The following is a 25427-nucleotide window of genomic DNA, read 5'->3' as shown; positions in this document are numbered from 1 at the left end:
AACCATTTAATACATGACCTGAGATTCCTCACTATCAGATTTTGCTGATAGCTTTTTTACTTTAACGAATTACGTTATCTAATTCAATAATCGAACGAGTAAGTTTAATCAGTAAAATTAAGTTATTAGCCTTCGTCAATTCAACTTCCATGCATATTTGATACATCGCTTTATTCAACAATACCAAAACTGAAGTTGAAGTGCTTATCTCTAACGGTAAGCATAACCAAAAAAACACTTGATTCAGAGAATAGTGCCCCGGCCATCAGCGGGTTATGTTAACATTAAATATAACTGCCCTGATGCATGATTTATCATCATAGTTATCCCCTTGTCTGATACCGAAGTAAAGCATTTCAAAGGAGGCGATATGACTACGTCTTTAGACAAGCTCACGATTAAAGGATTTAAATCAATCCATGAGCTTAATGAATTTGAACTTAAAAGCTTAAACGTAATTGTTGGCGCTAACGGCGCAGGTAAAAGTAATTTGATCTCCTTTTTTAAAATGCTGCGGTCATTAATCGACGGCACATTAAATCGCTATGTACGCGATAGTGGTGGTGCAAGCGATTTACTTTTTAATGGCAATAAAGTCACGCAAAAAATGGAGTTTGATACACGCTTCGGGGAAAGAGGATTTCGCTTTAAATTAGTTCCCACGCCAGCAGATAGCTGTGCGATTGAAGACGAAGCTCGCTATTACATAAAGAGTGCTGGCGACGGATGGTGGGAATTGGGCGATAGTGATAATGGCAGATCCAGAATGGTTGCTGAAATCGAGAAAAAGTTCCTTGATGCAAGGCATTCAAAACCCGTTTATGATGCCATAGCGTCCTGGCAGATTTATCATTTTCACGATACCAGCGCTACAGCCGGAATGCGGAAATATGAAATCATTCAGGATAACAAAATATTACGTACAGATGCGTCTAACATTGGAGCTTTTTTATTAAAACTTAAAAATGATGCCCCAAATGAATATAAATCTATTGTAAATGCAATCAGGTTAGTCACCCCTTTCTTTAATAACTTCATTCTGGAACCTCGCCAAAGCGGTTCAAAAGAAGAAGTTAACATTAGCTGGACGCAAAAAGGCTCAGATTATCCGATGCAGCCTTATCATCTATCAGATGGTTCAATACGTTTTATTTGTCTGGCAACCGCATTATTACAACCAAATCCGCCATCGACCATTATTATTGATGAACCTGAGCTGGGTCTGCACCCTGCGGCTATTGTGATCCTTGCAGAGTTAATCCAACAAGCGGCTCAGCGTACCCAAGTTATTATCGCTACTCAATCCCCTATTTTAATCGATCAATTCTCCGCCGCAGATATTGTCATCGTAAATCGTAAAAAGGGGGCTTCAAGCTTTGAACGTTTAAATGAGGAAGATTTTTCTCAATGGCTCGAAAACTATTCACTGGGTGAATTGTGGGCTAAGAACGTCATCGCCGGAGGGCCAACTTATGAGTAATTACATCGAAGTCATGGCCATAGTTGAAGGTAAAACAGAACAAATTTTTATTGAAAAAATGCTTCAACCTTATCTGGCTGAGAGAATGATTTTCATCTCTGCAACTCAGGTGTCTAAGCCTGGACAAAAAGGCGGAGATGTGCGTTTTTCAAGAGTCAAGAAAGACATTGAGATGCATCTGAAACAACGTCCAACGACCTATGTGACAACATTTATTGATTATTACGGCACCAATGAATGGCCGGGATTAGAGACGTTAAATAGACATTGGGAACCAAAACAAATAGCCGAGCATCTGCATCTTTCAACACAAAATGAAGTTCGTCAATTCCTGCCAGCACAGAGAGTTGATGAACGTTTTATCCCATACATCGTTATGCATGAATTTGAAGCTTTACTCTTTAGTGACAAAGAGATACTTGCCAATGAATTAAATATTGATGAACAAGAAGTGGAGCAAGTACTTAAGGAATGCAGGGAACCGGAATCTATTAACAATAGCCCACAAACAGCGCCTTCAAAGAGATTGGGAAAATGGTCAGCGAATGGAGTATTTGCCAAAACCACAACTGGAATCGCTATTGCCGAGAAAATAGGCATTCCTAAGATGAGAGAAAAGTGCCCATTATTTGATGAATGGCTACGTAAGCTTGAGATATTGATAACAATTTAAATATATAAATGGAATCCAGAATTGGTTGACTTACAAACACCCAATGGATACAAATAAGCCCTGTTATCACAGGGCAATACGTTAATGATGAAAACACCACTCAGAACGGGATCTCCGAATCCCAGTCGGTTTCATCCTCTTCCGGTAAAACTGAAACCTGTACCGGCTGCGTATTTTTTCTTTCCTTATTAGCAGGTTGAGATGGTGGTTGCTTCTGTGCCGGTTTATGTTCCGCCTGCTGAGGTGCTGCGCGCTTCGAATCTCCACGACTTCCCAGCATCTGCATCGACCCATTCACATTCACCACCACTTCCGTTGAATAGCGATCCTGGCCCTGATTATCCTGCCATTTACGCGTTTGCAGTTGCCCTTCAATGTAAACCTGAGTCCCTTTCTGCAAATATTCCTCGGCAATTTCTGCTAACTTGCCGAAGATCACCACCCGGTGCCATTCGGTTTTTTCCCGCAGTTCGCCGGTTTGTTTATCCTTCCAGTTTTCTGACGTAGCCAGTGACAGTGTTGCCACTGTACCCCCTGTCGGCAGGTAGCGGATCTCCGGATCCTGCCCCAGATATCCCAGTAAAATGACTTTGTTCACACCGCGTGAAGACATCTTGTTTTCTCCTGTTATCGGGGGTGACGTTGTGTCCACTGTCCCTGTTTCAGGGCAAATTCCGCCTGCTCACGCCAGGCAAAATACTCCACGGATTCACGAGAGCAGGGAATACCTTCATCTATCGTGCCGATATAAAACCCCGCACGGTGGCGTAAAACGGTTAACGGTAATTGTTTATGGCAATATTGCAGGGCCAGAACCCCAATCAGTGCGACATTCATAACGGTATCCTGTTGTCTTTGTTCATAAAGGACTGCCCTGAAAATTCAGGGTAGATCAGAGGAATAACAAAGGAATATCAGAAAGAGTTCTCTGCATATTCTTTTTGCGTGATGCCGTTCTGAGGCGGCATCGAGTCGGATTGTTCGGCCTGATACACTTTCTCCTGACCGATTTTGATCCAGTCAACCTTAATCAGACGGGCTTTCAGGCTGACGCGCTGTTCACCGGCATGATCACCGCGTTTCAGGGTAAAAATATCAGTCGAGGGATTGCTTAAGGTGAACCCCAGCAACACTTTTTTATCCTCGTCTACGGCTTTCTGACAACGGCCGACCAGACTGGTCGCTTCCTTGCCGACCACGGTGATATCAAAACGCACATAAACCGGGTTATCACTTGGCCCGTTCAGCGCATTGATCACACAGCTCAGGAACGTCCCGCTGGCAGTGCTGACATGGCGGATGTTATTCAGATAGCCCAGTCCTTTAATATTCAGGTTGAAATAGTCGTTTTTGGTTAAGGCTGTAGTGTTCTCAGACATACGATGTTCTCCATGGAGGTAAAAAAATAAGGGATAACGGAGAAAATCCGGTTCCCTGACGGGAATGATTTTTCCCGCCGGGTGTCAGACATATAAGTTGCTGACGTTCTGATAAAGAATAAAAACCTTCACTGCCATTGAATTGAACTGACAATATCTGCTTTCAAAGGTGAGCAGATGTACCGCAATCATGCGCTCCCTTTCAGGCTACGGGAGTTTTCGGCTAAAACAGCATGATTTTTAAAGCACCAGTCCGTGCGGTCAATCCTTAATCCCATTTTCAGTCCGGCGAATTTCCCCGCCGGGTTTTTCGGGAGCCGGTCACCGCGTTAGCGTTCAGCATCCCTTTGCATGCCGGATAGCGGGTGCAGCCCCAGAACGGGGTTGTTTTTCCCGCCCGTTTTTGCATCGGGCCGCCACAGCGCGGGCACGCCGGGGTTTTCGGCAGGGTAAACCGGATCGGCTGTGTTTTGCCCTTTTCCACTAAATGCGCCAGCCATTGCGCCTGTTTCTGCATAAAGCCATCCAGTGTGGCCCGACCCCGGGCAATGTCGTCCAGTGACTGTTCCCAGAGTGCCGTCATGCCCGGATGGGTCAGGACATCCGGCAGCCCGGCAATCAGCTCCTGTGCCAGCTGCGTTGCATGCAGATTTTTCTTTTTTCGCGCCAGTAACCGGCGTTTAAACAGGGCTTCAATGATACCTGCCCGGGTGGCCTCCGTGCCCAGTCCGGCACTTTCCCGCAGCACTTTTTTAAGCTGTGGATCATGGATAAACGCCGCCGCATTTTTCATGGCGGCAATCAGCGTACCTTCGGTAAAAGGCGCAGGCGGCCGGGTTTGCCGGGGCTGTATTTCTGCACGGAGTACCGGGCAGGTTTCCGCTTTTTTCAGTGCAGGCAGAGCGGTATTGTCTTCCTGCTCCTGCGCCTGTTTTTCATCGGCAAACAGTGCCTTCCAGCCCGTGACCACACTGACCCACCCTTTCGCCTGAAATACCTGCCCGCCGATAGTGAATGTCACATCAGTCACATCCGTTTCCTGCACGGGCAGAAACTGCGCCAGATAATACTGGCGGATCAACTGATAGATCTTTAATTCATCCGCGGTCAGTTTCGTCATATCAAAGGCGTGTCGGGTCGGAATAATGGCAGGGTGTGCCGTGATCTGGCTGTCATTCCAGACACGGGAAAAAGCGCTGGCATCCAGCTGGCTGATAATGGCACTCATCGCGGGGTCGGTGCGGGTCAGCGCGGTGAACACGGCCGGAATGTCCTCCCGCATTGAGACGGGCAGGTAACCGCAATCCGTGCGCGGGTAGGTGGTCGCTTTATGGTTTTCATACAACGACTGGGCAATCGTCAGTACCTGACCGGCCCCCATTCCCCACTGACGGGAAGCCACCTGCTGGAGCGTCCCCAAATCAAAACAGAGCGGCGGCGGGGTTTTCTCCCGTTTCTGCGTGAGTTCAGTCACCACAGCATCTTGTGCCTCCTGACAGCACTGAACCACACTATGAGCGATATCTTCCTTAATACAGCGTTTTTCTTCATCGCAATCGTCTGGCGCAGGCAGCCATTTAACCCGAAAGCTAATGTCATCTTTTTGCAATGCGGCAATCACCTGCCAGTAGGGTTTTGGCTCAAACCGGGCAATATCGTTGTCGCGGTTCACGACCAGTGCCAGTGTCGGCGTCTGTACCCGCCCGATGGACAGCACCTCACCAAATCCCTGTGCCTGCGCTTTCAGGGTATACAGGCGGGTCAGATTGATCCCCATCAGCCAGTCAGCCCGTGCCCGCCCCAGTCCGGCCTGCCAGAGTGGTTCGGTTTTCTCCCCCGGTAATATTGCGGCCAGTGCCTGCCGGATACTGGTTTCATCCAGCGCGGACAGCCACAGCCGCCTGACCGGGCCGGTGAAACGGCAGAATTCCAGCAGTTCCCGGGCAATCACTTCCCCTTCACGGTCAGCATCGGTGGCGATAATCACTTCGTCGGCCTGTTTCAGTAATTGTCTGATCACCGCAAACTGATCGGCGGTCTCTTTCTTCACCGTCCACTGCCATTGTGCAGGCAGCACCGGCAGGGGTTCCATGCGCCACGGCGGGCCGAATTGTTCGTCATAGTGTTCGGGTGCAGCCATTTCCAGCAAATGCCCGATAGCCCAGGTGACAGTAATACTGTCGCCAAAGAGATAACCCTGTCCGCGCTGCTTCACGCCCAGCACCCGGGCGATATCTCTGGCCTGAGAGGGCTTTTCACATAAATACAGTGGCATATCACCCCCTCCCCGCATCCTGAGCCACCGCGCGCAGGGGCGGTGAAAAATCAGAACGCAGCCGGCCCGACAGAATATCGGGATCCGGTTCGCCCAGCCATTTAATGGCTTCAAGACCTGCCGGTGTTTTTTCCTCAATATCTGCGCGGGTCACCTTCAGGGGACGGTAAGAACGCACCAGACCATAAATCTGGCGGATCACCCGGCTGCCGTTATGCAGCAACGTATCCCGCTCTGAGCGGGAGATAAAACCATAATGAAAGGCCTGAAAGGTTTTCATCGCCAGCTGGTCGAAACCTACCAGCAGCCAGACACAGCGGTAACCCAGCGGGGAATGACTGTAGACGCCGATATTTAGCGGTTCGACGGAGGAAACAGCAGATAACGTAACGTGTTCCGGCAAAGCATTCAGCGTCTCCTGCAAGGTGGCAATACTCTGCTGAAGACCGGCCGATGCTGTTGCTAATGACTGTTCCAGTTTAATCAGCCAACACTCGGCATACGGGTTATCAGCAGCCGCATCCATGCTGATAGTCCCCGCACGCTTAATCACCTGTGGCATGCCGATAATATCCGGGTATTGACGACGGCCAGTGAGATCTTCTTTTTTACGCCCTTCCCAGAGGCGGATGGCGTAGTGGGTATGCAGTTCAATGGATAATGCGGATTTCAGTGCGCCGGCACGACGGGGGATTGGCGGTGCGGTTTTTTCGTCAGGCTCAGACATAAAGAGCAACTCCTGTTTGATCGGTTTATGTCTGTGGAACTATCAGAGGAAAGGCGGGGATCACTCAACCCATAACCAGTTATCGGAAAAGTGAAAAATAATAAATTTTATTCATTGTCAAAATAGGTTATTTTTTAGGCGCAACTAACAATACCTACAGTGTATGATAATTCTGGATTCAAGCCCAAAGGGTAATATTGCCTGGCTCAATTATCTATTGAGTGTAATGTTGAATTCACAAGGAGAAGACAAATGCCATTTAAGCCTCCTTTCACCAAAAATTTCTCACCTGGTGATTTAATATACGGTTTACAGCTTCAAAGGACGATATATGCGACATTATTACGTATTGAGATAAGTTCAGATCAGTACAATGTGCGAGCATCAACAGTTGATCAGTATGTAGTTCCACGGGAGATTGGCATAAGAAAAACAGGGTTACGCCAATTTTACAATATGACTCTGCCCAAAAATCTCCCTTATTTTCAAGATTTTCTTGACTACTTATCAGAACATCCCAAATACCGTACTGCACTCACATACCCCAATGAACATCCACCTCGCATATCAGACCGAAAATGTAAGGGTTCATTATCATGGATAACCATAGGGAATAATAATCTGACCAAAGATATGCATATTCATTTCATACTTGATGATATAGACATGGAATATGTTGTGAATAAAAGAGAGTACCCTGGAGCTGAATCAAATGTAACAGCAAGTGAATTAAGATGGATCTTCAGAAATAAGGAGCACCCTCAAGTCAAAAGAAAGATACAGTTTTGGGTAAATCTGATGCCTACAATTCCCCCTTGGGAGGAAAGTGGAGCCGAGTTATGGAGAAAATACATTCCAAGCAATCCCCCTGTTGGCTTCGTTGGATTACCCTGAAGAGATGCTCTGATATAAGCAGATAACATGCACATTTTTATTCTTTTCAAAGCCAGTTTTTACCAATTCATTGAAATAATTAGAATTGTATGTTTTTCATACTTTGTTGGCACTGCCAACAAAGTCTATTTTTTAATCAATCTGGATTTTATTGATACTTCGCCAGCGTCAGTCGCTGACGGATCTCTTTCACAACATTGCGCACATGAGCTTGTGAGGAAGGTGAAACCGGGCATTCAGTTTCCCGGATGAACGCAGCCTGCGTTTTAACCGAGCTGGGCGTCGCAATAGTCGGGTCAGCCTGGGTATACAGTTTTCCCTCCCGTGCCCGTTTCATCATCGCCAGCAGCCAGCCGACCGGATTGCCGATTTTGCCTGCGTGTAGCGCTTTGTCCAGACAACCCAAGACGGCTTGTGCCTGTTCAGCGGGCAGTGCCTGTAATTGACCGGTCAGCATGGTCACATCTTCCGGCTCCAGTTGTCGGCAAAGTCCTTCCGGCAGAAAAATAGCGGAGGGTGGATTTACGTATGTTTTTTTATTCACATTCTGTGTAAAAGAACGTACATAACGGTTCGGTTTAACGGAATCACTGTAACCTGATGATTTTATACTGAGTTCGGATACCGAATTCCGCTTAGTCTGCCCCTCTTTTTGCCTCAGTTCGGTTTCCGAATCCGGTTTCATTTCCCTGAGTTCGGTTTGCATCTCTTCCGGTTGCAGACCTGACTGAATCCGCTGGCGCATCACACTTTGCTGCGGCGTCTGTACGGCATTCAGCCGCGCTTCCAGTAAACAGAGATGACTGTGGCGATGGCGCATCATCGGATCATCCCTGATGTCAGTCAGTACTGACCAGGCCGTCTGGCTGATAGTGCGGTTTTTGCTGCGACAGGCTTCTGCCACGGTATCCAGCCAGTGAGGATCGAGAATTTCGGCATCACGGCAGGTCAGCGGTTCATCGTGTTGCGCATAGATATTGCCCCGCACCCGCCCGTGCTCATCGCGGATACGCTTGCATAAACTCAGCCAGCCGGTTATTCGCAGCATCAGTAATACCCGGCTGACGGTTTCACGGGAGGCTTTGCCTTTATAGGGCGAGGCCAGCAGCACCTGCAATTCATCGTAGCTGGGAAAAACCGCCCCTTCATTTTGTTGCGCGTACAAACGGATCATCATCCAGCCCGTTTTATCCAGCGGTGACAGGCGATCATCCAGCAGCAGGCGGCGGGGATAGGCATCCTGAATGTTCCCCATAAACAGCAGACCACTGCGCAGCTGTGAAACGTCATCGTCGGTGCGTTGTTCCAGACGGCTTTTCATTTTGGCAATGGTGTGGGCAATTAAGCTGTCTGCTGACAGGGTTATCATGATCCCTTCTCTCCGGTGTTAATCTGTGAAAATAATGTCAGGGCTGCACCCTGTGGCATTGTACAAGGCGCAGAATGACACGACTTCAGTCACAGTTACGATTTACGAATTTCATTGTTGTAGCGTTCGTGGTGCATCAGCTCCCACGATTGCCCGCTGTCACGGCTTAACAGCCGCCAGAACAGCCCCACGTTAATTTTCAGATACCCGGTGCCTTTTTCCTTCAGCCGGACGTAATTACGCTGACCCCGCCGGTAACATTTCACCTGATATTGCGCCTTACGGCGAAAGGACAGTGGTGCCGTTACCGGCACATGCAGGCCGGGCATGATTTCGGTTAATTTTCCTGACATCGTTTCCTGTATGACCCGTTTTATACCTGTTTTTTCACAGAGACCGATCCGGATGCACCCTGTTGCTGCCATTCTTTGACGGCATTCCAGACGGACGTCAGCGAAATATCATGATGCTCCGCCACGTCCATCATGATATCCAGCCCTTCGGCACTGTCCGCATCCCTCATCTTTGCCGCCTGCCAGCGCTGCCACAGGTCACGGCTTTCCGCTTCCGTCAGCACTGAAACCCGCCCCGACTTCACGGCAATACCGGCAATACGCCGGCGCGCCGCTACCTCCAGACTGGACAGGCCAAAAAAATAGTGCATCAGGTCAATCGATCCGCTGAGTTCCAGTGCCCGGTCAATGCGTTGTATCCGCTGCTGTTCGATACGCGCCTGATGTAGGATGCGGGCCAGATTGGCGTGATGAATCTGCACACTCAGCACCGATACCGGGCTGTTGCCCAGATAATGCAAATCCTCAATCGTCAGGCTCTGTAACATCAGCATCTCCGAGGGGGCCAGCCCCAGTGCTTCGCAACGGCGGATATAGCCGTTCTTCAAATCCATCACCAACTGCAACAACAGGCTGTTGGTCGCTTGCGATAAATGATTCATACACTTCCTCCATTATCAGGCCGGTCAAAACACAATGAATGAACAACACACTGAAAAGCAGGCACCCCGGACCGGCATCGCTACATCGTCAATATCTCCGGTGCCATTTCTCGCTGAAGTTCACGCAGGCGGCGGATAATCCGCAGCAGCCGCAGAAACTTCACGGTCTGACTGTCATCCAGAAATGGCATTGCCTCCCGTTCGGCAGTCCCGAGCAGAACAGCAGTCAGCGTCAATGCACAACGGTCAGTCGAAACCTCTCCGGTCAGGGAGTGCAATAAACATGAAAAAGGATGCACATCCGGCCTGTCAGTCAGACAAAACCCCGCCGACCGCGCATCCGATACCGGCAGCAAATCACGGTCACAGCCCATCACTTCAGCCAGTTCAAACGCCAGGCGAAACGCCATATTTTGCAGATGCTCGATATCGTCCTGCATCGGGGAAATGTGCCAGACTGAACTGACCGGCTCCAGCCCGGTCCGGGCAAAGTGGAGATCGTCGGCTTCAGGCTCAGACAGCGCCGGTTCAGGCGGACTATCCGGCTGATAAGGCGGGAGCACCGGAGTGTTTCGGGAAGACGGAGCAGGCACGGGTGTCTTATCGACCGGAGTGCGCGTTGTCTCCGGTGCCTGCTCCGCATCCGTGACGGGTTGAGACATTATGCGCGGGTTCGATTCCCTGTCTGGCGCCCGAACCCGATCCGCTTTAGGTGTATCCGGTTTTTCCGGCACCGGCACAGCGTCAACCGGGGTGGCCTGTTCACCAAAAAGCTGGCGACGGTTATTTTCTTTCGGATCGAGTTCCAGTATCCAGCGGTCATAATTCAGCTGCGGATGCGGCAGGGCCTGCAATAAATCTCCAATCAGTTCATCAAGGAACATCTCCGGTGCCCAGTCTTCCAGTGCATCAAATTTGCGGCAACAGGTACCAAAGACTTCATCAAAGGTGACGGCAGGTTCCGGGTTTATACTGAAGATATATTGCTGCCAGACAGCCTCGGCATTCTGACGCAGCACCAATAAAGGACGTATCTGGGGGGTTCCCAGCCCGGATGCCAGCAAATTAGGTATCCACGGATACAGGTATTGCACGGTATCTTCCATCCGGCTGATATGGCTGGCACTGACGGGAAAACCGGCCGCATTAAGCTGCGCGGACAATTCACGCAAGGTGATTCTTTTTTGCTTTTGCTCTTCGTAAATGGCTCTGGCCTTGCTGATCCCTAATGCTTTTTCAATAAAACTCAGGTCGCCCCGCAGTTCATTTTCCGCCAGATGCCCGATGACACACTGCAATCTGCCCGGCCACGGTTTAAACAGGCAGTGAACCCGGTAAAAACGTTCATCGCCGGTTTCCTGCCACAGTTCGGACAAAATCTGATAGCGGGTATTGCCGCCGTCGCTGAAGATATAGTGCTCATCGCCTTGCGGATCGCGGGTGACTTTCGGCACCGTATCCAGCCCGCGCGCTTTGATGGAGGCTTTGATATCGTCGTAACGCGGATTCCGACTGGTGCGGGGGTTATCCGGGTTGGGGCGGAGTTGATCCAGCGTCAGTACCATCGGCATTTCCGACACAGGGGGTTGTTCACTGAGTGTCGCCGCGGCCTGGCGCCCTTGTTGTAACAGGGCATTGCCCATATTGAGATGTTGCCGTGCCATCATTTACCCTCCGTAACCATCACTGTCTGCGGATAAGTCGGAAAACCGCGTATATTGCCCGTCAAATCCCACACGAACCGTGCCCGTTGGACCCTGACGCTGCTTACCAATAATGATTTCAGCGATACCCGTATCGGGTGTGTCCGGGTGATAGACTTCATCGCGATAGAGATGCAGTATCAGATCGGCGTCCTGCTCCAGTGAACCGGAATCACGCAGGTCACCATTGTTAGGGCGTTTATCGGGACGGTTTTCGACCTGCCGGTTAAGCTGGGACAGCGCCAGTACCGGGCAGTCCAGTTCTTTGCCTAACGCTTTCAGATTACGGGAGATGTCGGCAATTTCCTGCGTGCGGTTTTCCTGTCCGGGGGCACACATCAGCTGGAGGTAGTCAACCATAATCAGGGCGGGTTTACCGTATTTGCGGGTATAGCGGCGGGCACGGGCGCGTAATAGTGCAGGCGTCTGGTGACTGCAATCATCAATCACCAGACGCTGATCCCAGCGGGCAAACTGATCCAGGCTCTGGCTTATGCGCCCCCACTGCTCATCATCCAGCATCCCGCTGCGCAGGGCACTCAGAGAAACCCCGCCTTCCATGGCGGTGAGACGCAGCATCAGTTGTGCCGCCGGCATTTCCAGACTGAAAATCTGTACCACCGCATCATCCCGGTGTCGCAGGGCACCAAGACAAAACGCCAGCCCCAGTGCGGTTTTTCCCATCGAAGGGCGGGCAGCCAGCAAAATGAGATCACCGGCCTGCAAGCCGCAGGTTTTTTCATCAAGATCCTGAAATCCGGTCGGTGTGCCGGTTATTCCCTGTGAGCCTTGTATTCGCTCCAGATGGGCAATCAGGCTGTCTGCACCCTGCAACAGGGTCATTTCCTGATGTTGGCGGGTCGAACCTTTTTCAGCCAGATTAAACAACTGGCTTTCTGCCTGCTCTATCAGGGTATCTGACTGAATATTCGACTGAAAAACGTCAGCGCTGAGGGATTTTCCCAGTGCCAGTAACTGACGTAACCGGCTTTTTTCCGCCACAATACGGGCATACTCCTCAATATTGGCGGCGCTCGGCGTGTTTTGGCATACTTCCGCTACATAAGCAAAACCGCATGCCCGATCAATTTGCCCGCGTTGGGTCAGCCTATCGGTCAGGGTAATCAGGTCGAACGGACAGTTTTTTTCGCTCAGTTCAGCGATGGCCTGAAATATTATCCGGTGTGCCGGGAAATAAAAATCGTCGGCAGCCAATAGCTGGACAACGCTATCCCAGCGCTCATTCTCCAGTATCAGACCACCCAACACCCCCACTTCGGCATACGCATAGCTGGGCGCCTCTTCACTGATGATCTGTAAATGTTCATGCGGCAGATTCATCGGCGACCTCCCTGCTGATCGCATTCAGGGCAGCGATTAAACGCTGTTGCAGATGAAGGGAAGAGACCCAGAACAGCACTTCTTTTTCGGTCAGATACTGCGGCAGGTCATTTTCCCAGCCACATTCCAGCAACGCCAAATCCGGAGATGCATCGGGGCGCATGGCCTGCCTGCGCAGCTCCGCTTCATTGCGGGGATAGTAGTGCTCTACCTCGTTCGGAGAAACGTCGAGAATAGCGGGTAACAGAAGCTGAAGTTTCGCCTGTACAGTTTCACGATCCGGGGCATCCACAAACACAAACCACTCATCATCACTGAACAATAATTCAACACCCTCATAACGAAAGCAGACGGTGCGCCAGATAACATTCATCGTGTGCCTCCCTTGGGTTTTTCAACCAACACGGCATCGAATTTTTCCGCCCATAAGGGCACTAATTCACAGGCGAGACGGTGTATAGTTTGCGCGGCAGCCGGGCTTTTACGGTTAGTTTTATATTCAAGGCGATGCACGGGCTGGGAACTGACATGCCCCAGTTTGTAGATATCCAGCTGGTCTATCCGGGTTTCCAGCAACTGGTAAACCTGCCTGCCCCCCAGTGCGGAAGCGTCATACCGTCTGTTATTGATAATATCGGTCAGTTCATAAAGCGTATCCCGATCCAGATTGGTGTTTTCAATGCAGTTCACCAGTATCTGAATAAGAGGAAGATGAATACCGTAATTTTCAAAAGATCGGAGGCGCGTCAACATGTTCAGCGTGCCCCGGAAAAACTCTCTCACATCAGGCAGAATTGGTTTAATTATCCCCAGTACACCGTGTGTTGCGGTCAGCACCGCCAGTTCAGTCATCACCCCCGTTGCCCCTTTGGAATCAATGAAGATGACATCGTACTGACTGAAGAGAGGATGTTGCAGGACATTGCGCAGGCGCAAACGCCCGTCGGGCGCGTGCAACATCGCTGTTACCAGAAATTCCCCCGGATCGTTGGAGATCAGAACATCCAGATTTTTGATGGTTGAACGGGAAATGATCTGCTCAGACTGGTTCAGATCCACCGTCTGCATCAGCAACTCATACAGTCCGGCGGGCGCTTCATAGTTCAGGGGAAAAATACTGCTGGCAGTGGGTTGCGAATAATCCGCATCAATCAGGAGAACGCGTAAACCGGCATCAGCAAAAAAACCGGCCAGATTGGCCGCGTGGGTCGATTTACCCTCGCCCCCTTTGGGGGAAATTATGGGAAGAATTATCATTTTGCGCACCAGAATCGGTACACAAAGTAATAAGAATTACATCGTTAACATTTTTTCAACTTAGGAGGGGATTGAAAATCCCCGTGTCGGTGGTTCGATTCCGCCTCCGGGCACCAAGATTTGATGCGGGTTTGTCGAGATTGTTAAATTTCCTGACAAAAGCGCAAAAAACAAACAATAGTTAATAAAGTGTTAAATGACAATTTGCACGCTATTGTGGTGTTTAAGACAAGATACAGGGTAGCTGTTTTAACAGCTGCCCTTTTCTCGTTGCGGGTAATGATTCCAGTAATTGATTCTGATGTCAAGTAAGGTGAAAACTTCACGAAATACAGGATGGTAACAACGCTCACTTTATACCATCAAGATTGATGCAGGGCAGTTCACACAAACCACCGCCTGAATCCTGTCTGAGTTCTGCCCTGTTTTTTTAATCTGTTTTATTCATTTACTCATGCACATCAGAACGATCGGTGTACAACCCCAATTCCCGCTCTAATGCTTTTCCCGTCACTTCCATATCAAGATCTATGTACTCCATTGTCGTCGCAACGTTACGATGCCCCAGTAATCGTTTCACCAGCGGCAGATTGCGATCCGGCGATTTCATCAGCGTTGAAGCCATGGTATGGCGAAACCGATGCGGAGAGACAGCAAAATCACATTCTCTGGACAACCGGCGGAAGAAAGATCGGAGCTGTTGTTTTTCTCTATTAATATCGTATTTGTAACGGGAAAGCCAACTTGGATGTGGCACACTTAACCGACTAAGGTCAAAAACCGGATCACTGGCTTCAGCCCCAGCAGCCGTTGCCCGTTCAATTAAGTATGCCAGCCGGGGTTTAAGGGGATGGACAATCGGTATCTCCCATTCGCTGTGATTCTTGCTGCCTGCCAGACCCAGTTCAATGTAATTCCCTTCCAGATTGATATCCCGCACCCGCAGGTGCAACAACTGGTTCTGGCGCATCCCCATAAAACGTAGCGTCGCCAGCACCGTTGACCAGTACCAGGTCGGATACAGGGCACAACGCCCTCCCTTCGGCATTGTCTGAATCCGTTCTTCCTCCGCGAACTTCCCCATCAACAAATTAATGCGGTTTACCTGCGATTCACTGAGAATTTTCTTCTTTTTCTTCTCTTTTTTCACCACCGCGTTATTAAACGGATTCTCTGTGTGGGGCAGCAATTTTCGTTTCATGCCAAAATTAAAGATTGCCCGTAAGTGAGCCACCTTATTATTCCAGGTATGACTCGACTGTTTTTTCTCCAGCAGAAGATGACGCCGCCACCGGAGCACCTCCCTGTGAGTCACCTGCGCCGGTGAAGTTGTTTCCCCCATAAATTGTATAAAACCCCGTACGACCTTCCGGTAACTCCACTCGGTATCCGGTCTCAGGATATGTGAAAAAAAGTACTCTTCTAATAGCTCTTCCCAATTGAACGTTTCTGCTGTGTGCAGCATCTTCTTTTTTCCCTCTGTTATCACACCTTCATGGGGTTCCTGTTCATAAACCCCTTACTGGTGTCAAAAATACAAATAACTATTCAAATTATTGTCTTTTAAATGATGATGTTAGAAACTATCAGTGACAATACCTCTGTCTCCCGTTCCGATCGTTTGATCAGTTTTAAATCATGATGGTGATTTTTTTCGTCAGACTGCCACTCAAAATCAATCAGTTGATTGAAATAATGACAACAATGTCTGAGTATCGTCCGTCATGGGCGGAGATGAACGGTTCATTTCACCGGCGGGGAGGATCGCTGCTGTTTCCGGGGTAATTGCTGATCCGGTTTCAGAAACAAAAGTCGCTTCTGTCTCGGTAGCTGAAGTAACCTGTTTATCCAAGGGTGAATAAACCTGCCCAGCTGCTTCCTGAAGCAGCGCATCAATCAGCGGCACAGTGGAGGGACGGCCATTAAGATGCTGCATCAGGCAGTGCCAGACTTCCGGTACGGAAACCAGCCACATCATGGCTTTTTCCGGTAACAGACTGGCTGCCAGAAACACCTCCTGAGGGGCAGACGGTATGTTTTCCGGGAGATGAAAGCGGAAACGAAAAGGTTTATCAGGCACACAGATCCCCGGTTGCCAATGATGCCCGTCTTCCAGCTCCCCTTCCAGTTGCCGCAACAACGGCAGGTGGTAAAACAACGCGGCCCAAAACACCACTGCCTGCCACAGCAGGCTTTGCGCTGCCTGTGTTTCCGGCGGTGCCCCCGGAGGCAGCATATGCCCTTTCGCCAGCCGTACAGCACAGGTGGTGAATGCCAGCGTCAGGTCAGCAAATCCTCCCAACGCTGACCACTCCCCTGCCGGTGTTGCCGGCACCTGTTGGACACTGCCCAGCAATTGCTTCACCGGTGCAAGATAAAAACGCTGATACAGTCCGTCAGGAAGTGCGCTATTTTGCCATAATTGCTGAAGGTATTGCCGGCGCAGGGGCGTTGCTAACAATTCATCAGCCGATTGGGGTTGAAAATAGCACCGACCGTCTTCCTGTGGGCGTGATTTGGGTTGCGGAAAGCTCTGACGAGTAAAACGGGATTTAAAGCGCTGAAACATCATTCTTCCTCTTTCGGTTCAAATGTGGCTCAGTGTCGGTGAATCCCGGTCGGAAACAAGGCACAACTCTTTTTACGGAAATGAAAATTAATCTGACTCGATTCACTCACAGACTGACTTATTGAATCAGCTTAACTTTCACTCTAACTAATTGTATTAATGTCATTTAAAAACAAAAAAAAGCGCCCCGAAAGGCGCTGTGGTTGAAAAATTCGGTCAGGCGGCGATAAGCTCAGCCTCCTGCAAACGCGCAGACCAGTTACCCAGATAATGCGCAGGTGTGTAACGCGTCCGCTTGTTGCCGCCATCATTCAGGGCGTCGCCTATAGTGACGGCGGCCGGAATACCAGCCAGGGATAACTGGATGTAAGCCATCACCGTCGCCAGCGGGTCAATATCAATCACTGACACCCACAGGCTGCACAACGGATCATGCCCCAGCTCTCTCAGTTCTTCAGCAACAGCCAACGTCATACAACCTGCTCCGCAGGCCGGTTCGTAGAATGTGATAAAGGGTTTTTGCTGCAATTGTGTTGACACATCCTGCAACTGCATTTTCGCCATCATTCTGGCCACTTCCCAGGGGGTAAAGAACTGATTAAGGGCTTTATCTCCCAATTCCAGTTTCATAAATACACTGCCGAGAAAATCACCGGATTCTTGCGCCAGTCCGAGCACCACATGGGAAAACAGCTGCACAATACGGTCAACATCGGCCCGTTCGTACTTCTTGATGGTTTTCAGGTAATACTGCTCCAGCTCCTCACTGAAACAGTGCTTATTGTGGATTGCCGCCATGGCACAATTACAAAAATCCCGGAAAACCTGATACCGGGTCTGATAACGGGCTGTTTGCTTAAACAGTGAAATAAATGCTTTCTGATGATCCGTTCGGGAGGCCATTGTGTGTTTTCCTTACAAAACAAAAAAACAAAAGGAAAACACGCCCCGAAAAGGGAACAGGTTCCCCTTTCGGTTGGCGTGGTCAGTTCGTATAAAATAAATCAGTTACTGCCCGACGGCGATAGTCGGCAGGGCCAGTGCCGTTTCCGTCTGTTCACTGGCGACCAGATACAGTGCCGGCCGGTTTTCCCGTCCTGACTGCCCGTGGCCGCTGTCCACATGCTCGCCCTGATCATAACAGTCGTAGCCTTTGAATTGACCTGACGCTTCGCTGTACCAGTGACGGATTTCACAGTCAAACACCGCAGACAGCTCCCCCATCAACTCCGCCGAAGGCGGTGCCCAGGGGGAATCAAAACGCACGGTTAAACTGCTGACATTCCGGCGCTCCCAGCGAACATGGTGACCAAACGGCCATTCCAGCCCGTATAGCTCTTCGTAAAACTGCGCCGTCGTGGCAATGCCTTTCAGCAGGGTGCTGCTACCGTTGATTTCAGTCGCCAGATTCGTTGACATCATCATCAACATGTCGCAGGGCTGTGCCACCTGCGGATACGCATTCAGTTTATCCCAGCACGCCCCGATATCGGGCGTGTCTGACCAGCCCACCATGCCGAACCAGTCGGTATACTGGCGGGCCAGCAGACGGGCGATAATGTCACGCGCTGCTTCCGGCACCTTGTCCCAGTGCATCAGGCTGAGACCGGACTGACGGTACAGGTTATCGATGCGTTTGATATTGTCATTATTCAGCGGCACATTATTCTGCAACAGCAGCAGCCACTGCTCAAAGGCCAGATGCTGCGCCGTCGGGGCCGCTGTGCCGCGCACTAACGCCGGGTACGGAGTGTAAACTTGCGGTTTGGTGGGTTTGAGTATCCCCGCACAGCCGGCCAGAAACAGGCGCAGACTTTGCAGCACCGCCTGACGGTAACGGGGGACCTCTTCACCACAGACCCATTGTTGCATCACATCGATACAAACGGATTTGCCGGTGATTTCCAGTTGATTGGTGCACCATTCTGCCATGTTGGTTTTCCTCATTTTTAAAACGATTCAGATAAAAAGGAGGAACCGCCCCGTCAGGGACGGCCGGTTCCCCCGATGGGTCAGATAAAAAACAAAAAGCGCGCGTTAGTTGATATCCAGCAACAGGCTTTCAAGGCTGTCGTGATGAAAAAAGACGTCCCACTCATCATTAATGCGCAGGTAAGGCGTACCGGGCCGCATCGTCCCGCTGTCCAGCCGGGTTAAATCGTATTTATCGACGATATCGTTAATGGCCTGATAAGGCCGGATACTGCGTTGCATGACATACGCCACAGCGTCGCGCTCACACAATACGGTATCATTCAGGCTGAGACCAAAGTGGCGTTTCAGTAAACAGGCGGCGATGACCTGCCAGACTGTTAATTTCAGGGGTTCCATGACGGCTCCTTAACCGGTTAAGCCGTCACGGACGCATGATGCCGGAGGATGTCGATCACCTCACGGCATTGCTGATAACGGGAGGACACCAGATGCAGCGATAACCGGTGCGCTTTCTGCCACAACACCCGGGCAGTTCGGTAATTTTCCCAGCCCTGTTCAAACACGGCGTTATGGCACAGCCGTTGCCGCTGTTTTTCCAGTGACAGGCGTTCCGAAGCCAGTGTTACCGGCTGCGCCCAGACAATGTCGCTATCGATATGCCCGCCGAGCACTTTTCTTCCCTGACGGTCATACATCATCACCGTCTGCGGGATAAAATGCGGTAACGTGTCCGGTTGTCCGGTCTCCCGGACCGGCCAGTCCCCCAACAGATGAATGACTTTCAGCTTCTGCACCGCTTCCGTAATGGTGGCGGCGCTGCAAACGGACACGGTTTCCTCACGCAGAGGGAGCGCTTCCCCTGCTGCCGGGTTCGGGTATTCAGACAGGCCGGTGACCTGTACAGTAAAAGCAGTCTCTTCTGCCACGGGTAAAAAAATCGGATTCATGGTGTTATTCCTTGATTTGACGTCAATAAAAAAACACCCGCCCGGTGTCGGGAAGGTGTTTTCAGCTCCCCGGTCAGGCGCTTAGGAAAAGGGTTAACAGCAGCATAAATGAGCTGATAAATCAGTTATGGTTATTATTTGTACTGCGGGTCAGTGGTGTCTCAGACGCCTCATTAAAGTCACCGATATCCAGTATCCGGTGTATCAGGTCTTTCTCCGGATGTTGCAACGCGTATTTCCGCAGTTCACCGTACCGGTAAACCTCTTCATCCCGTTCATCAATCACCACGAGATGGGCAAAAACCGCTATCGTCACCACCAGCCCGAACGCATCCGCAGAGAGCGTGACTGTCAGACTTTTGCCCGGCAGGGACACCGCATAGTTTTCTGCTGCGGTGGGCACCATATAGGTCAGCGGCTCAGACATCCCCCGCTTTTCCCACTGCTCATACCGGCAATCACTACATAACTGCATGGCGGTCCGGGTAAGCAGAAAACTCAGGCACATCCGCTCCAGCGGGGTTCTGTGGGGAAACGTGGCGGACAGCGAGAGGCTGTTCAGCATGGTAAATTCATCTTTTGACATGATATTCTCCGATAAAAAAGACGGAGAACACACTGCCCGACGGGAAACGTGTTCCCCGTCCGGGTGACTGACCGGTTGGCCATGATGGATAAGATTAAGCAACCTTCATCGCCATCAGGACTGACGATATCTGCTTCCAAAGGTGCGCAGATGTACCACACATCGGTGTACTCCCTTTCAGGCTACAGGAGTGTTGCTGTCGCTGCCCGAAGGTGATCCTCATAAGCGACCGGATCATTGATAAGTCTGACTACGCTAATCAACGGAAATCATAAGGTCAATGGGTAATTCATTTTCCGGGACAGAAAATAATATCTGGAACATGATGACTTTTTGGATTAGTCAGAGTTCATTCTCAGTTCATTAGGTGACCTGTTATGATCGTTTGGCCTAACTCATTTATGCCCCATTATTATTTAGATTGAGTTTCAATTAACGTAAGCGGCTCATTCAGACCGTATTGACGATTAGATATTGGTAAGGTTGAGTTTCCAGGGAAGCAGCTCATGTACCTTGTTTGATGGCCAATCAGCTATATAGCTGATGACGTACCGCAACCACGCTTCCGGTTCTACATCATTAAGCCGGCAGGAGCCGATTAATGAGTACAGGATGGCCGCTCGCTCACCTCCGCTGTCAGAGCCCGCGAACAGCCAGTTTTTTCGCCCAACAGCGACGCAACGCAGCGCGTTTTCCGCGATATTATTGTCGATCTCCACCCAGCCGTTACGGCAGTACGCGTTCAGACTGTCCCATAACTTCAGCATGTAGGCGAACGCCTTCGCTGTTTCCGAATGCCGCGACAGCGTTGCCACCTGCTGCTGTATCCAGTCGAACAACAACTGCATCAGCGGAGCGCTGCGCGCTTTTCTTAATGCCAGTCGTTCTTCTGCCGGGCTACCTCGGATTTCTGCTTCTATGGCATATAACTCACCTATCCGCCTCAGGGCTTCCGTCGTGACTGCGGTTGGCGAACGAACGTGAACGTCATGGATTTTACGTCGGGCATGCGCCATGCAGGCGGCCTCAGTGATATTCCCTGTTTCATACAACGCCCGGTACCCGCCGTAAGCATCTGCCTGGAGAACGCCGCGGTAGCCTGCCAGATGCTGTTGCGGGTGAACACCTTTGCGATCGGCTGAGTACGCGAACCACACTGCCGGCGGCATGACCGAACCTGCATTTCTGTCATCGCGGACGTACACCCACAGGCGTCCGGTCCGGGTTTTACCGCTGCCCGGCGCCTGAACGGGCACGGGAATATCATCGCCATGGACTTTGCCCGGCATCAGAACATACTGGCGTAACACATCGTACAGGGGTTCAAGAAGTTCACTCACTGCCCCGGACCAGCGACCCAGCGTGGCACGGCTTAACGCCACACCCTGCCGGTTATATATCTCCGACTGACGGTACAGCGGCGTATGCTCTGCGAACTTTGCGGTCATAATCCGCGCCAGCAGTCCAGGACCCGCATAACTGCGTTCAATGGGTTTGGACGGCATGGGAGACTGGACTATACCGTCACACCGACCGCAGGCCAGCTTGGGGCGTTGTGTTTCGATAACTTTAAAGGCGCTGCTGATGATCTCGAGTTGTTCTGAGATATCGCAACCCAGCGCATGCAGTTCCCCGCCACATTCAGGGCAGTTTTTTTCTGCCGGAGGGAGCAACTGTATTTCGCGGGGCAGGGTGGCGGGTAACGGTTTTCGTGACGAGGACTGCCGCAGCGCAGGAGGCAGTGCCGGGTCGGGTTGTTCACCCAGGATGTCGACCATTTCTTCCTGAAGGTGACTGATGTGCGCCTGCACTTCGCGTATCTGTCGTTCAGCCTTCTGCCGTATTTTTTCTGAACTCTGGCCGAACTGCATACGTTGCAGTTTTACCACCAGGGCTTTCAGGCGGCTAATTTCGCTGGCATAAGAGGCCACCCGCTGAGACAGCAGGAGATTGTTTTCTGCCAGTATCTTGTTAGCCGCCATCTGCTCACGCAGCAGCACTTTCAGCTGGGCGGTATCATCAGGGAATGAGGTCTCCATTCCCTCACTTTACAGCAAGTTATATCCGCATACCCGATCGCTCCATCCGCTGCGGGTGTTTCCAGTTTATGCCTTCAAGCAGCATGGACAGTTGGGCGGGAGTCAGAGGGACTTTACCATCACGGGTCACCGGCCAGACGAAGCGCCCACGTTCAAGCCGTTTGGTAAACAGGCACAACCCATCGGCATCAGCCCACAGTACCTTAAGCCTATCACCCCGACGACCACGGAAGATAAAGATCTGCCCGGAGAACGGATTATCTTTCAGTGCATTCTGCACCTTTGAGGCCAGGCCGTTGAACCCGTTGCGCATATCCGTGACGCCTGCCACGATCCAGATACGCGTACCTGCTGGCAATATGTTCATTATCCACCCGCCTTCATTTCACTAATCAACATACGCAGAAGTTCAGGAGTCAGTTCACCCCGGATGCGCAGTATGCCGGCGGGAAGCGCCAGTTCACAGCAAGGCTCCCTGGCTGCTGATTGCTGCATAGCGGGGAGCGGTTGCTTAACAGGCACAGTGATTTCAGACAGGGTAACGGGCAGGAGCAATGAACTGTCATCCCGGGAGCACAGAAGTCCGCGTGTATAAAGGTGACGCCAGTTAAACAACAGGTTGTCGTTGATGCCGTGTTCACGCGCCAGTTGTGCGACATTGGCGCCAGGTTGCAGTGATTTTTCGGCCAGAGAGATTTTAAACGCGAGGGGAAAATTCGGGCGGCGTGACCGCTTGCGTACAACGGGCTCATCCGCTAAAACAGGCTCAGGGATATCAAGCATGACGGCATGCGCGCACGGGGTAAAGCTGAGATTCGAGTTTATCGGAGGTCATATTATCAGGCAACGGCCAGCTAATTCCCAGCTTTTTGAAGCGAACAAAGAGAGCGCAGATAGTGCTTTTGGGGATCCCAAGCCGACGACCCACGCCTAGCCTGGATATGTGTTCATCAAAATGTAAGCACAGTGCGTCGAGGAGCAATGTCCGATGTTTCATAGCAATAATGTCCATTATAAATGATGGACATTATTTTCCCCGAACCGGAGGAATACCGATAGACGGTCTAAATGAGCCGCTTACCAATTAACTGTCTTCACACATTCCCGAAGCGAAAGAATTCAATATCGTTCTGATACCGACAAAAACCGTGGTGGTAGGCCAGACCGGACTGCGCTCCGTGATAGAAGATCGCCGGATTGAAAATATCCGCATGGACGGGGAGTACCTGAAATTTGACTATAACGACAGTCTGCGTGATTTTACGCCTTTCTTTGACAGGGATGCGAATTTCTACATTCAGGTTTGCGGCTACCCTAAACACACGAGTTCTTTTGGTATCAAACTGGCGGGGATGAATGGGGTATCCACGATTGCCGACTAGAACCGACTGGGCTATTGCGTCTACCGGGGCCGATTTTCGTTAGGGAAAGACGGGCAATGGCGGGTGCCGGACTCCATCCCGAACCGCTCGCAGTGTCTGGTCTTTGCCCGAACAGAAACGCCCGGTGCCGCAATCGGTATGACACACGAAAAGGTTATCGTGAACAATGAGGTTGCCTGTGAAGTCCATGTGGTGATTTTCTCCAGTGGCTTCCCGTTACAGAAACCAGACTGGGGCGTTGCCATTTATAACGCTTCTGGTCACCTGACGTATTCCTCTTATTACACCCCGTTCTTTCTGGGCGAGATGATACCGGTGAGAAATGGACGGGGTTCCGCTAAAACAATCGCCAGACCGATGATACATGTTAACCGGCTGGCGAAACTGGTGAAAAATGTTCAGGGTAATAGCTGGCGCTTTGCCGATTCGGGCTTCAAATTCTCCGGTAATACCATTTCGATAAGTGAAGCGGGCAAGATGGATTTTGAATATTTTCAAGCAGACCATTTCAGCTGCCAGCCCATCAACTACGACATCTACGCGATTAACTTCGACGACTACTTCTGACCTCTCAGGAATAACTTAAGTTCTATTCACAAGGCACAATCTCTACCGTGTCCGGCTCGGCTATGGTCAGAGGAACGGGCACGAAGTTTAAAAGCAACATCAATGGTGTTGCCCCGGCACAGTTTATTTTAATCCAATCCAGCGGCGGCAACCTGTTACACATGATTCAGGCGGTGAACTCGGACACGGAACTGGTACTGGCCGATAATGTCAGCGCGACCCTGACGAACGTGACCTACCAGATACAGACTACCGTGCCTGATTCTGTCGGGGATGGTGTCCGGCACATGCTGGCAGGCAGTAGCTATGTAGCTATATCTTTAATTTCCTCCAGAACATGGACAAGTGGATGTCCCAGAATGGCACGGTGAATGTGACGTTACCGAATGGCCGATTGTGGCGCTGCAATCGATTAAGGCGCTGTATGCGGCGATGGAGGGGAAACTGGATAAATCCGCAAACGGCGCGGACATTCCCAACAAGAAACAGTTTGTAGACAACCTCAGTTTGGGAGAAAAGGCTGATAAAAGCTGGGTGAGCACCAACGGAGCTGGGTATATTCTACATACAATCAATCCGCCATCCATCGGCGAACTCACGTCGTGGATAAGATCCCTACCCGGAGGTGGACACGCATTTCGTTTTAGCGATAACTCTGGAGGAATGAGTTATAACTGGTCATGTGGTTATATAACCAGAGCAGGAGATACATGGGCAGGAATGGTTGCCCATTATAATTATGGAGTAGCAATCATACATGGCAATGATAGTGGAGGTGATACCGGGATTAGTCGCTTATGGACAGATAAAAATGCCATTGCAGGCAATGATGGTGTCCTCAGAAAATCTTTCCCCCCATCATCCAAATTTCCCCCGATGGCAAATTCATCACCAACGACGAATCAGAAGGGGCCACGGTTACTAAACTCGGCACCGGTCACTATCAGATAGCCAATGTCCTTGGTTATAACGCCGATGGGGCATGGGGTGTGCATGGCAGTATCTCATCCCCGAAGAACAACAACGGACTGGAACTCATCTACATTGATGACAGGGTGAATAAGGACGGCAGCATTACCCTTGAAACCTTCCACCGTCAGCACAGCCATTTGCCGGAGAGATTCCAAAACAAGCGCATCAAAGCTATCGTGGACGGTGAAAAGATCTACTATGCCGATGGGGAACCTTGTAACATTCCCGAGGGCTGTCGCTTGGACGTCCGTGTCCAGATGCCGGAAGATTCGGTGTGGAATGGAAAATTTTGAGTATTGAGCAAAATGAGATGAAATTGGGTAAAAATTGGGTCATGTATTAAATGGTTAGATTAGGTATTAAAAATAATGTTCACG

Annotated in this window: 29 protein-coding genes and 1 pseudogene; 8 read left to right on the top strand and 22 right to left on the bottom strand. The window is 50.5% G+C overall.

Going from position 1 to position 25427, the window contains the following annotated elements; genetic code table 11:
* Window positions 1-370: 370 nt before the first annotated feature.
* Window positions 371-1480: an AAA family ATPase gene (locus H8A87_RS18275; RefSeq protein WP_198691340.1), complete on the top strand. Its 1110-nt coding sequence runs from the start codon at window positions 371-373 to the stop codon at window positions 1478-1480.
* Window positions 1473-2153, top strand: coding sequence for a DUF4276 family protein (locus H8A87_RS18270; RefSeq protein ID WP_198691339.1), 681 nt, complete (start codon window positions 1473-1475; stop codon window positions 2151-2153). The genes H8A87_RS18275 and H8A87_RS18270 overlap by 8 nt, the downstream gene beginning before the upstream one ends.
* A 100-nt stretch (window positions 2154-2253) precedes the next feature.
* On the opposite strand, the gene ssb is transcribed toward H8A87_RS18270, so the two are convergent.
* From ssb to H8A87_RS18245, 5 genes are all read right to left on the bottom strand, one after another.
* Window positions 2254-2766, bottom strand: a complete 513-nt coding sequence (ssb, locus tag H8A87_RS18265) for a single-stranded DNA-binding protein (RefSeq protein WP_038220408.1) — start codon at window positions 2764-2766, stop codon at window positions 2254-2256.
* Window positions 2767-2780: 14 nt separating this feature from the next.
* The gene (locus H8A87_RS18260) at window positions 2781-2990 is read right to left on the bottom strand and encodes a hypothetical protein (protein WP_198691338.1); all 210 of its coding nucleotides are present in this window, start codon (window positions 2988-2990) and stop codon (window positions 2781-2783) included.
* Window positions 2991-3067: 77 nt separating this feature from the next.
* Window positions 3068-3532 carry an STY4534 family ICE replication protein gene (locus H8A87_RS18255; protein WP_198691337.1) on the bottom strand — a complete coding sequence of 155 codons (465 nt, stop codon included), beginning with the start codon at window positions 3530-3532 and terminating at the stop codon, window positions 3068-3070.
* A 280-nt stretch (window positions 3533-3812) separates the two neighbouring features.
* Window positions 3813-5807, bottom strand: coding sequence for a DNA topoisomerase III (locus H8A87_RS18250; RefSeq protein ID WP_198691336.1), 1995 nt, complete (start codon window positions 5805-5807; stop codon window positions 3813-3815).
* Between the two features lies 1 nt (window position 5808).
* Window positions 5809-6534 carry a PFL_4669 family integrating conjugative element protein gene (locus tag H8A87_RS18245; RefSeq protein ID WP_198691335.1) on the bottom strand — a complete coding sequence of 242 codons (726 nt, stop codon included), beginning with the start codon at window positions 6532-6534 and terminating at the stop codon, window positions 5809-5811.
* 252 nt (window positions 6535-6786) lie between these two features.
* Between H8A87_RS18245 and H8A87_RS18240 the strand changes: the two genes are divergently transcribed.
* Window positions 6787-7428 carry a hypothetical protein gene (locus H8A87_RS18240; RefSeq protein ID WP_198691334.1) on the top strand — a complete coding sequence of 214 codons (642 nt, stop codon included), beginning with the start codon at window positions 6787-6789 and terminating at the stop codon, window positions 7426-7428.
* A 148-nt stretch (window positions 7429-7576) separates the two neighbouring features.
* On the opposite strand, the gene H8A87_RS18235 is transcribed toward H8A87_RS18240, so the two are convergent.
* The 17 genes and pseudogenes from H8A87_RS18235 to tnpA form a co-directional block, all read right to left on the bottom strand.
* The gene (locus H8A87_RS18235; protein ID WP_198691333.1) at window positions 7577-8797 is read right to left on the bottom strand and encodes an STY4528 family pathogenicity island replication protein; all 1221 of its coding nucleotides are present in this window, start codon (window positions 8795-8797) and stop codon (window positions 7577-7579) included.
* Window positions 8798-8892: 95 nt separating this feature from the next.
* A complete protein-coding gene (locus H8A87_RS18230; RefSeq protein ID WP_012988060.1) occupies window positions 8893-9150 on the bottom strand; it encodes a ParE family toxin-like protein in 258 nt (85 codons plus the stop codon).
* A gap of 20 nt (window positions 9151-9170) precedes the next feature.
* Window positions 9171-9752, bottom strand: coding sequence for a DUF2857 domain-containing protein (locus H8A87_RS18225; RefSeq protein WP_198691332.1), 582 nt, complete (start codon window positions 9750-9752; stop codon window positions 9171-9173).
* 80 nt (window positions 9753-9832) lie between these two features.
* Window positions 9833-11416 carry a ParB family protein gene (locus H8A87_RS18220; protein ID WP_198691342.1) on the bottom strand — a complete coding sequence of 528 codons (1584 nt, stop codon included), beginning with the start codon at window positions 11414-11416 and terminating at the stop codon, window positions 9833-9835.
* A gap of 3 nt (window positions 11417-11419) precedes the next feature.
* Window positions 11420-12796, bottom strand: a complete 1377-nt coding sequence (dnaB-PI, locus tag H8A87_RS18215) for an SPI-7-type island replicative DNA helicase (protein ID WP_198691331.1) — start codon at window positions 12794-12796, stop codon at window positions 11420-11422.
* A complete protein-coding gene (locus H8A87_RS18210) occupies window positions 12780-13169 on the bottom strand; it encodes a hypothetical protein (RefSeq protein WP_198691330.1) in 390 nt (129 codons plus the stop codon). Before H8A87_RS18210 ends, dnaB-PI begins: the two co-directional genes overlap by 17 nt.
* Window positions 13166-14053 (bottom strand): ParA family protein, encoded by an 888-nt coding sequence (locus H8A87_RS18205; protein ID WP_198691329.1) that lies wholly within the window; start codon window positions 14051-14053, stop codon window positions 13166-13168. The genes H8A87_RS18210 and H8A87_RS18205 overlap by 4 nt, the downstream gene beginning before the upstream one ends.
* Window positions 14054-14501: 448 nt before the next feature.
* Window positions 14502-15518 carry a tyrosine-type recombinase/integrase gene (locus H8A87_RS18200; protein WP_198691328.1) on the bottom strand — a complete coding sequence of 339 codons (1017 nt, stop codon included), beginning with the start codon at window positions 15516-15518 and terminating at the stop codon, window positions 14502-14504.
* 210 nt (window positions 15519-15728) lie between these two features.
* Complete coding sequence (locus H8A87_RS18195) at window positions 15729-16625, bottom strand: TraI domain-containing protein (protein WP_232370357.1); 897 nt, start codon at window positions 16623-16625, stop codon at window positions 15729-15731.
* Between the two features lie 213 nt (window positions 16626-16838).
* Entirely contained in the window at window positions 16839-17525 is a 687-nt protein-coding gene (locus H8A87_RS18190) for an N-6 DNA methylase (protein ID WP_198691327.1), read from the bottom strand.
* A gap of 105 nt (window positions 17526-17630) precedes the next feature.
* The gene (locus H8A87_RS18185) at window positions 17631-18554 is read right to left on the bottom strand and encodes a DUF1281 domain-containing protein (protein ID WP_198691326.1); all 924 of its coding nucleotides are present in this window, start codon (window positions 18552-18554) and stop codon (window positions 17631-17633) included.
* Window positions 18555-18659: 105 nt separating this feature from the next.
* Complete coding sequence (locus H8A87_RS18180) at window positions 18660-18953, bottom strand: TA system toxin CbtA family protein (protein WP_198691325.1); 294 nt, start codon at window positions 18951-18953, stop codon at window positions 18660-18662.
* A 17-nt stretch (window positions 18954-18970) separates the two neighbouring features.
* Window positions 18971-19504, bottom strand: a complete 534-nt coding sequence (locus tag H8A87_RS18175) for a hypothetical protein (RefSeq protein ID WP_198691324.1) — start codon at window positions 19502-19504, stop codon at window positions 18971-18973.
* A gap of 121 nt (window positions 19505-19625) precedes the next feature.
* Window positions 19626-20090: an antirestriction protein gene (locus tag H8A87_RS18170; RefSeq protein ID WP_198691323.1), complete on the bottom strand. Its 465-nt coding sequence runs from the start codon at window positions 20088-20090 to the stop codon at window positions 19626-19628.
* A gap of 467 nt (window positions 20091-20557) precedes the next feature.
* A complete protein-coding gene (gene tnpC, locus H8A87_RS18165; protein ID WP_198691322.1) occupies window positions 20558-22129 on the bottom strand; it encodes an IS66 family transposase in 1572 nt (523 codons plus the stop codon).
* 19 nt (window positions 22130-22148) lie between these two features.
* Window positions 22149-22496, bottom strand: a complete 348-nt coding sequence (gene tnpB, locus H8A87_RS18160) for an IS66 family insertion sequence element accessory protein TnpB (RefSeq protein WP_198691321.1) — start codon at window positions 22494-22496, stop codon at window positions 22149-22151.
* Window positions 22496-23126: pseudogene (gene tnpA / locus H8A87_RS18155) on the bottom strand (IS66-like element accessory protein TnpA). The gene tnpB and the pseudogene tnpA overlap by 1 nt, the downstream one beginning before the upstream one ends.
* Window positions 23127-23277: 151 nt before the next feature.
* Here tnpA and H8A87_RS18150 point away from each other — a divergent pair.
* From H8A87_RS18150 to H8A87_RS20070, 5 genes are read left to right on the top strand one after another with little or no spacing between them, the layout of a single operon-like run.
* A complete protein-coding gene (locus tag H8A87_RS18150) occupies window positions 23278-23511 on the top strand; it encodes a hypothetical protein (RefSeq protein ID WP_198691320.1) in 234 nt (77 codons plus the stop codon).
* 6 nt (window positions 23512-23517) lie between these two features.
* Window positions 23518-24078, top strand: coding sequence for a DUF6453 family protein (locus H8A87_RS18145; protein ID WP_232370358.1), 561 nt, complete (start codon window positions 23518-23520; stop codon window positions 24076-24078).
* Window positions 24079-24125: 47 nt separating this feature from the next.
* Window positions 24126-24449, top strand: coding sequence for a hypothetical protein (locus H8A87_RS18140; RefSeq protein ID WP_198691318.1), 324 nt, complete (start codon window positions 24126-24128; stop codon window positions 24447-24449).
* The gene (locus H8A87_RS20075; protein WP_232370356.1) at window positions 24424-25029 is read left to right on the top strand and encodes a hypothetical protein; all 606 of its coding nucleotides are present in this window, start codon (window positions 24424-24426) and stop codon (window positions 25027-25029) included. Before H8A87_RS18140 ends, H8A87_RS20075 begins: the two co-directional genes overlap by 26 nt.
* Window positions 24924-25343, top strand: a complete 420-nt coding sequence (locus tag H8A87_RS20070) for a phage tail fiber protein (protein ID WP_456300775.1) — start codon at window positions 24924-24926, stop codon at window positions 25341-25343. Before H8A87_RS20075 ends, H8A87_RS20070 begins: the two co-directional genes overlap by 106 nt.
* The last annotated feature ends 84 nt before the right edge of the window (window positions 25344-25427 follow it).

This window comes from Xenorhabdus lircayensis, from assembly GCF_016306625.1.
GTDB classification, from domain to species: domain Bacteria; phylum Pseudomonadota; class Gammaproteobacteria; order Enterobacterales; family Enterobacteriaceae; genus Xenorhabdus; species Xenorhabdus lircayensis.
Note: the sequence above shows the minus strand (reverse complement) of the source record. Positions and strands in the feature narration are given on the sequence as shown.

What these genes read in the sequence shown, in the direction of transcription:
- H8A87_RS18195 (WP_232370357.1), bottom strand. Translation starts at nt 16,625, where the DNA reads ATGATGTTTCAGCGCTTTAAATCCCGTTTTACTCGTCAGAGCTTTCCG.
- H8A87_RS18225 (WP_198691332.1), bottom strand. Translation starts at nt 9,752, where the DNA reads ATGAATCATTTATCGCAAGCGACCAACAGCCTGTTGTTGCAGTTGGTG.
- H8A87_RS18230 (WP_012988060.1), bottom strand. Translation starts at nt 9,150, where the DNA reads ATGTCAGGAAAATTAACCGAAATCATGCCCGGCCTGCATGTGCCGGTA.
- H8A87_RS18205 (WP_198691329.1), bottom strand. Translation starts at nt 14,053, where the DNA reads ATGATAATTCTTCCCATAATTTCCCCCAAAGGGGGCGAGGGTAAATCG.
- dnaB-PI (WP_198691331.1), bottom strand. Translation starts at nt 12,796, where the DNA reads ATGAATCTGCCGCATGAACATTTACAGATCATCAGTGAAGAGGCGCCC.
- H8A87_RS18255 (WP_198691337.1), bottom strand. Translation starts at nt 3,532, where the DNA reads ATGTCTGAGAACACTACAGCCTTAACCAAAAACGACTATTTCAACCTG.
- H8A87_RS18185 (WP_198691326.1), bottom strand. Translation starts at nt 18,554, where the DNA reads ATGGCAGAATGGTGCACCAATCAACTGGAAATCACCGGCAAATCCGTT.
- H8A87_RS18260 (WP_198691338.1), bottom strand. Translation starts at nt 2,990, where the DNA reads ATGAATGTCGCACTGATTGGGGTTCTGGCCCTGCAATATTGCCATAAA.
- H8A87_RS18270 (WP_198691339.1), top strand. Translation starts at nt 1,473, where the DNA reads ATGAGTAATTACATCGAAGTCATGGCCATAGTTGAAGGTAAAACAGAA.
- H8A87_RS18200 (WP_198691328.1), bottom strand. Translation starts at nt 15,518, where the DNA reads ATGCTGCACACAGCAGAAACGTTCAATTGGGAAGAGCTATTAGAAGAG.
- H8A87_RS18175 (WP_198691324.1), bottom strand. Translation starts at nt 19,504, where the DNA reads ATGAATCCGATTTTTTTACCCGTGGCAGAAGAGACTGCTTTTACTGTA.
- tnpC (WP_198691322.1), bottom strand. Translation starts at nt 22,129, where the DNA reads ATGGAGACCTCATTCCCTGATGATACCGCCCAGCTGAAAGTGCTGCTG.
- H8A87_RS18180 (WP_198691325.1), bottom strand. Translation starts at nt 18,953, where the DNA reads ATGGAACCCCTGAAATTAACAGTCTGGCAGGTCATCGCCGCCTGTTTA.
- H8A87_RS18220 (WP_198691342.1), bottom strand. Translation starts at nt 11,416, where the DNA reads ATGGCACGGCAACATCTCAATATGGGCAATGCCCTGTTACAACAAGGG.
- ssb (WP_038220408.1), bottom strand. Translation starts at nt 2,766, where the DNA reads ATGTCTTCACGCGGTGTGAACAAAGTCATTTTACTGGGATATCTGGGG.
- H8A87_RS18245 (WP_198691335.1), bottom strand. Translation starts at nt 6,534, where the DNA reads ATGTCTGAGCCTGACGAAAAAACCGCACCGCCAATCCCCCGTCGTGCC.
- H8A87_RS18235 (WP_198691333.1), bottom strand. Translation starts at nt 8,797, where the DNA reads ATGATAACCCTGTCAGCAGACAGCTTAATTGCCCACACCATTGCCAAA.
- H8A87_RS18275 (WP_198691340.1), top strand. Translation starts at nt 371, where the DNA reads ATGACTACGTCTTTAGACAAGCTCACGATTAAAGGATTTAAATCAATC.
- H8A87_RS18190 (WP_198691327.1), bottom strand. Translation starts at nt 17,525, where the DNA reads ATGGCCTCCCGAACGGATCATCAGAAAGCATTTATTTCACTGTTTAAG.
- H8A87_RS18170 (WP_198691323.1), bottom strand. Translation starts at nt 20,090, where the DNA reads ATGTCAAAAGATGAATTTACCATGCTGAACAGCCTCTCGCTGTCCGCC.
- H8A87_RS18250 (WP_198691336.1), bottom strand. Translation starts at nt 5,807, where the DNA reads ATGCCACTGTATTTATGTGAAAAGCCCTCTCAGGCCAGAGATATCGCC.
- H8A87_RS18210 (WP_198691330.1), bottom strand. Translation starts at nt 13,169, where the DNA reads ATGAATGTTATCTGGCGCACCGTCTGCTTTCGTTATGAGGGTGTTGAA.
- tnpB (WP_198691321.1), bottom strand. Translation starts at nt 22,496, where the DNA reads ATGAACATATTGCCAGCAGGTACGCGTATCTGGATCGTGGCAGGCGTC.
- H8A87_RS18240 (WP_198691334.1), top strand. Translation starts at nt 6,787, where the DNA reads ATGCCATTTAAGCCTCCTTTCACCAAAAATTTCTCACCTGGTGATTTA.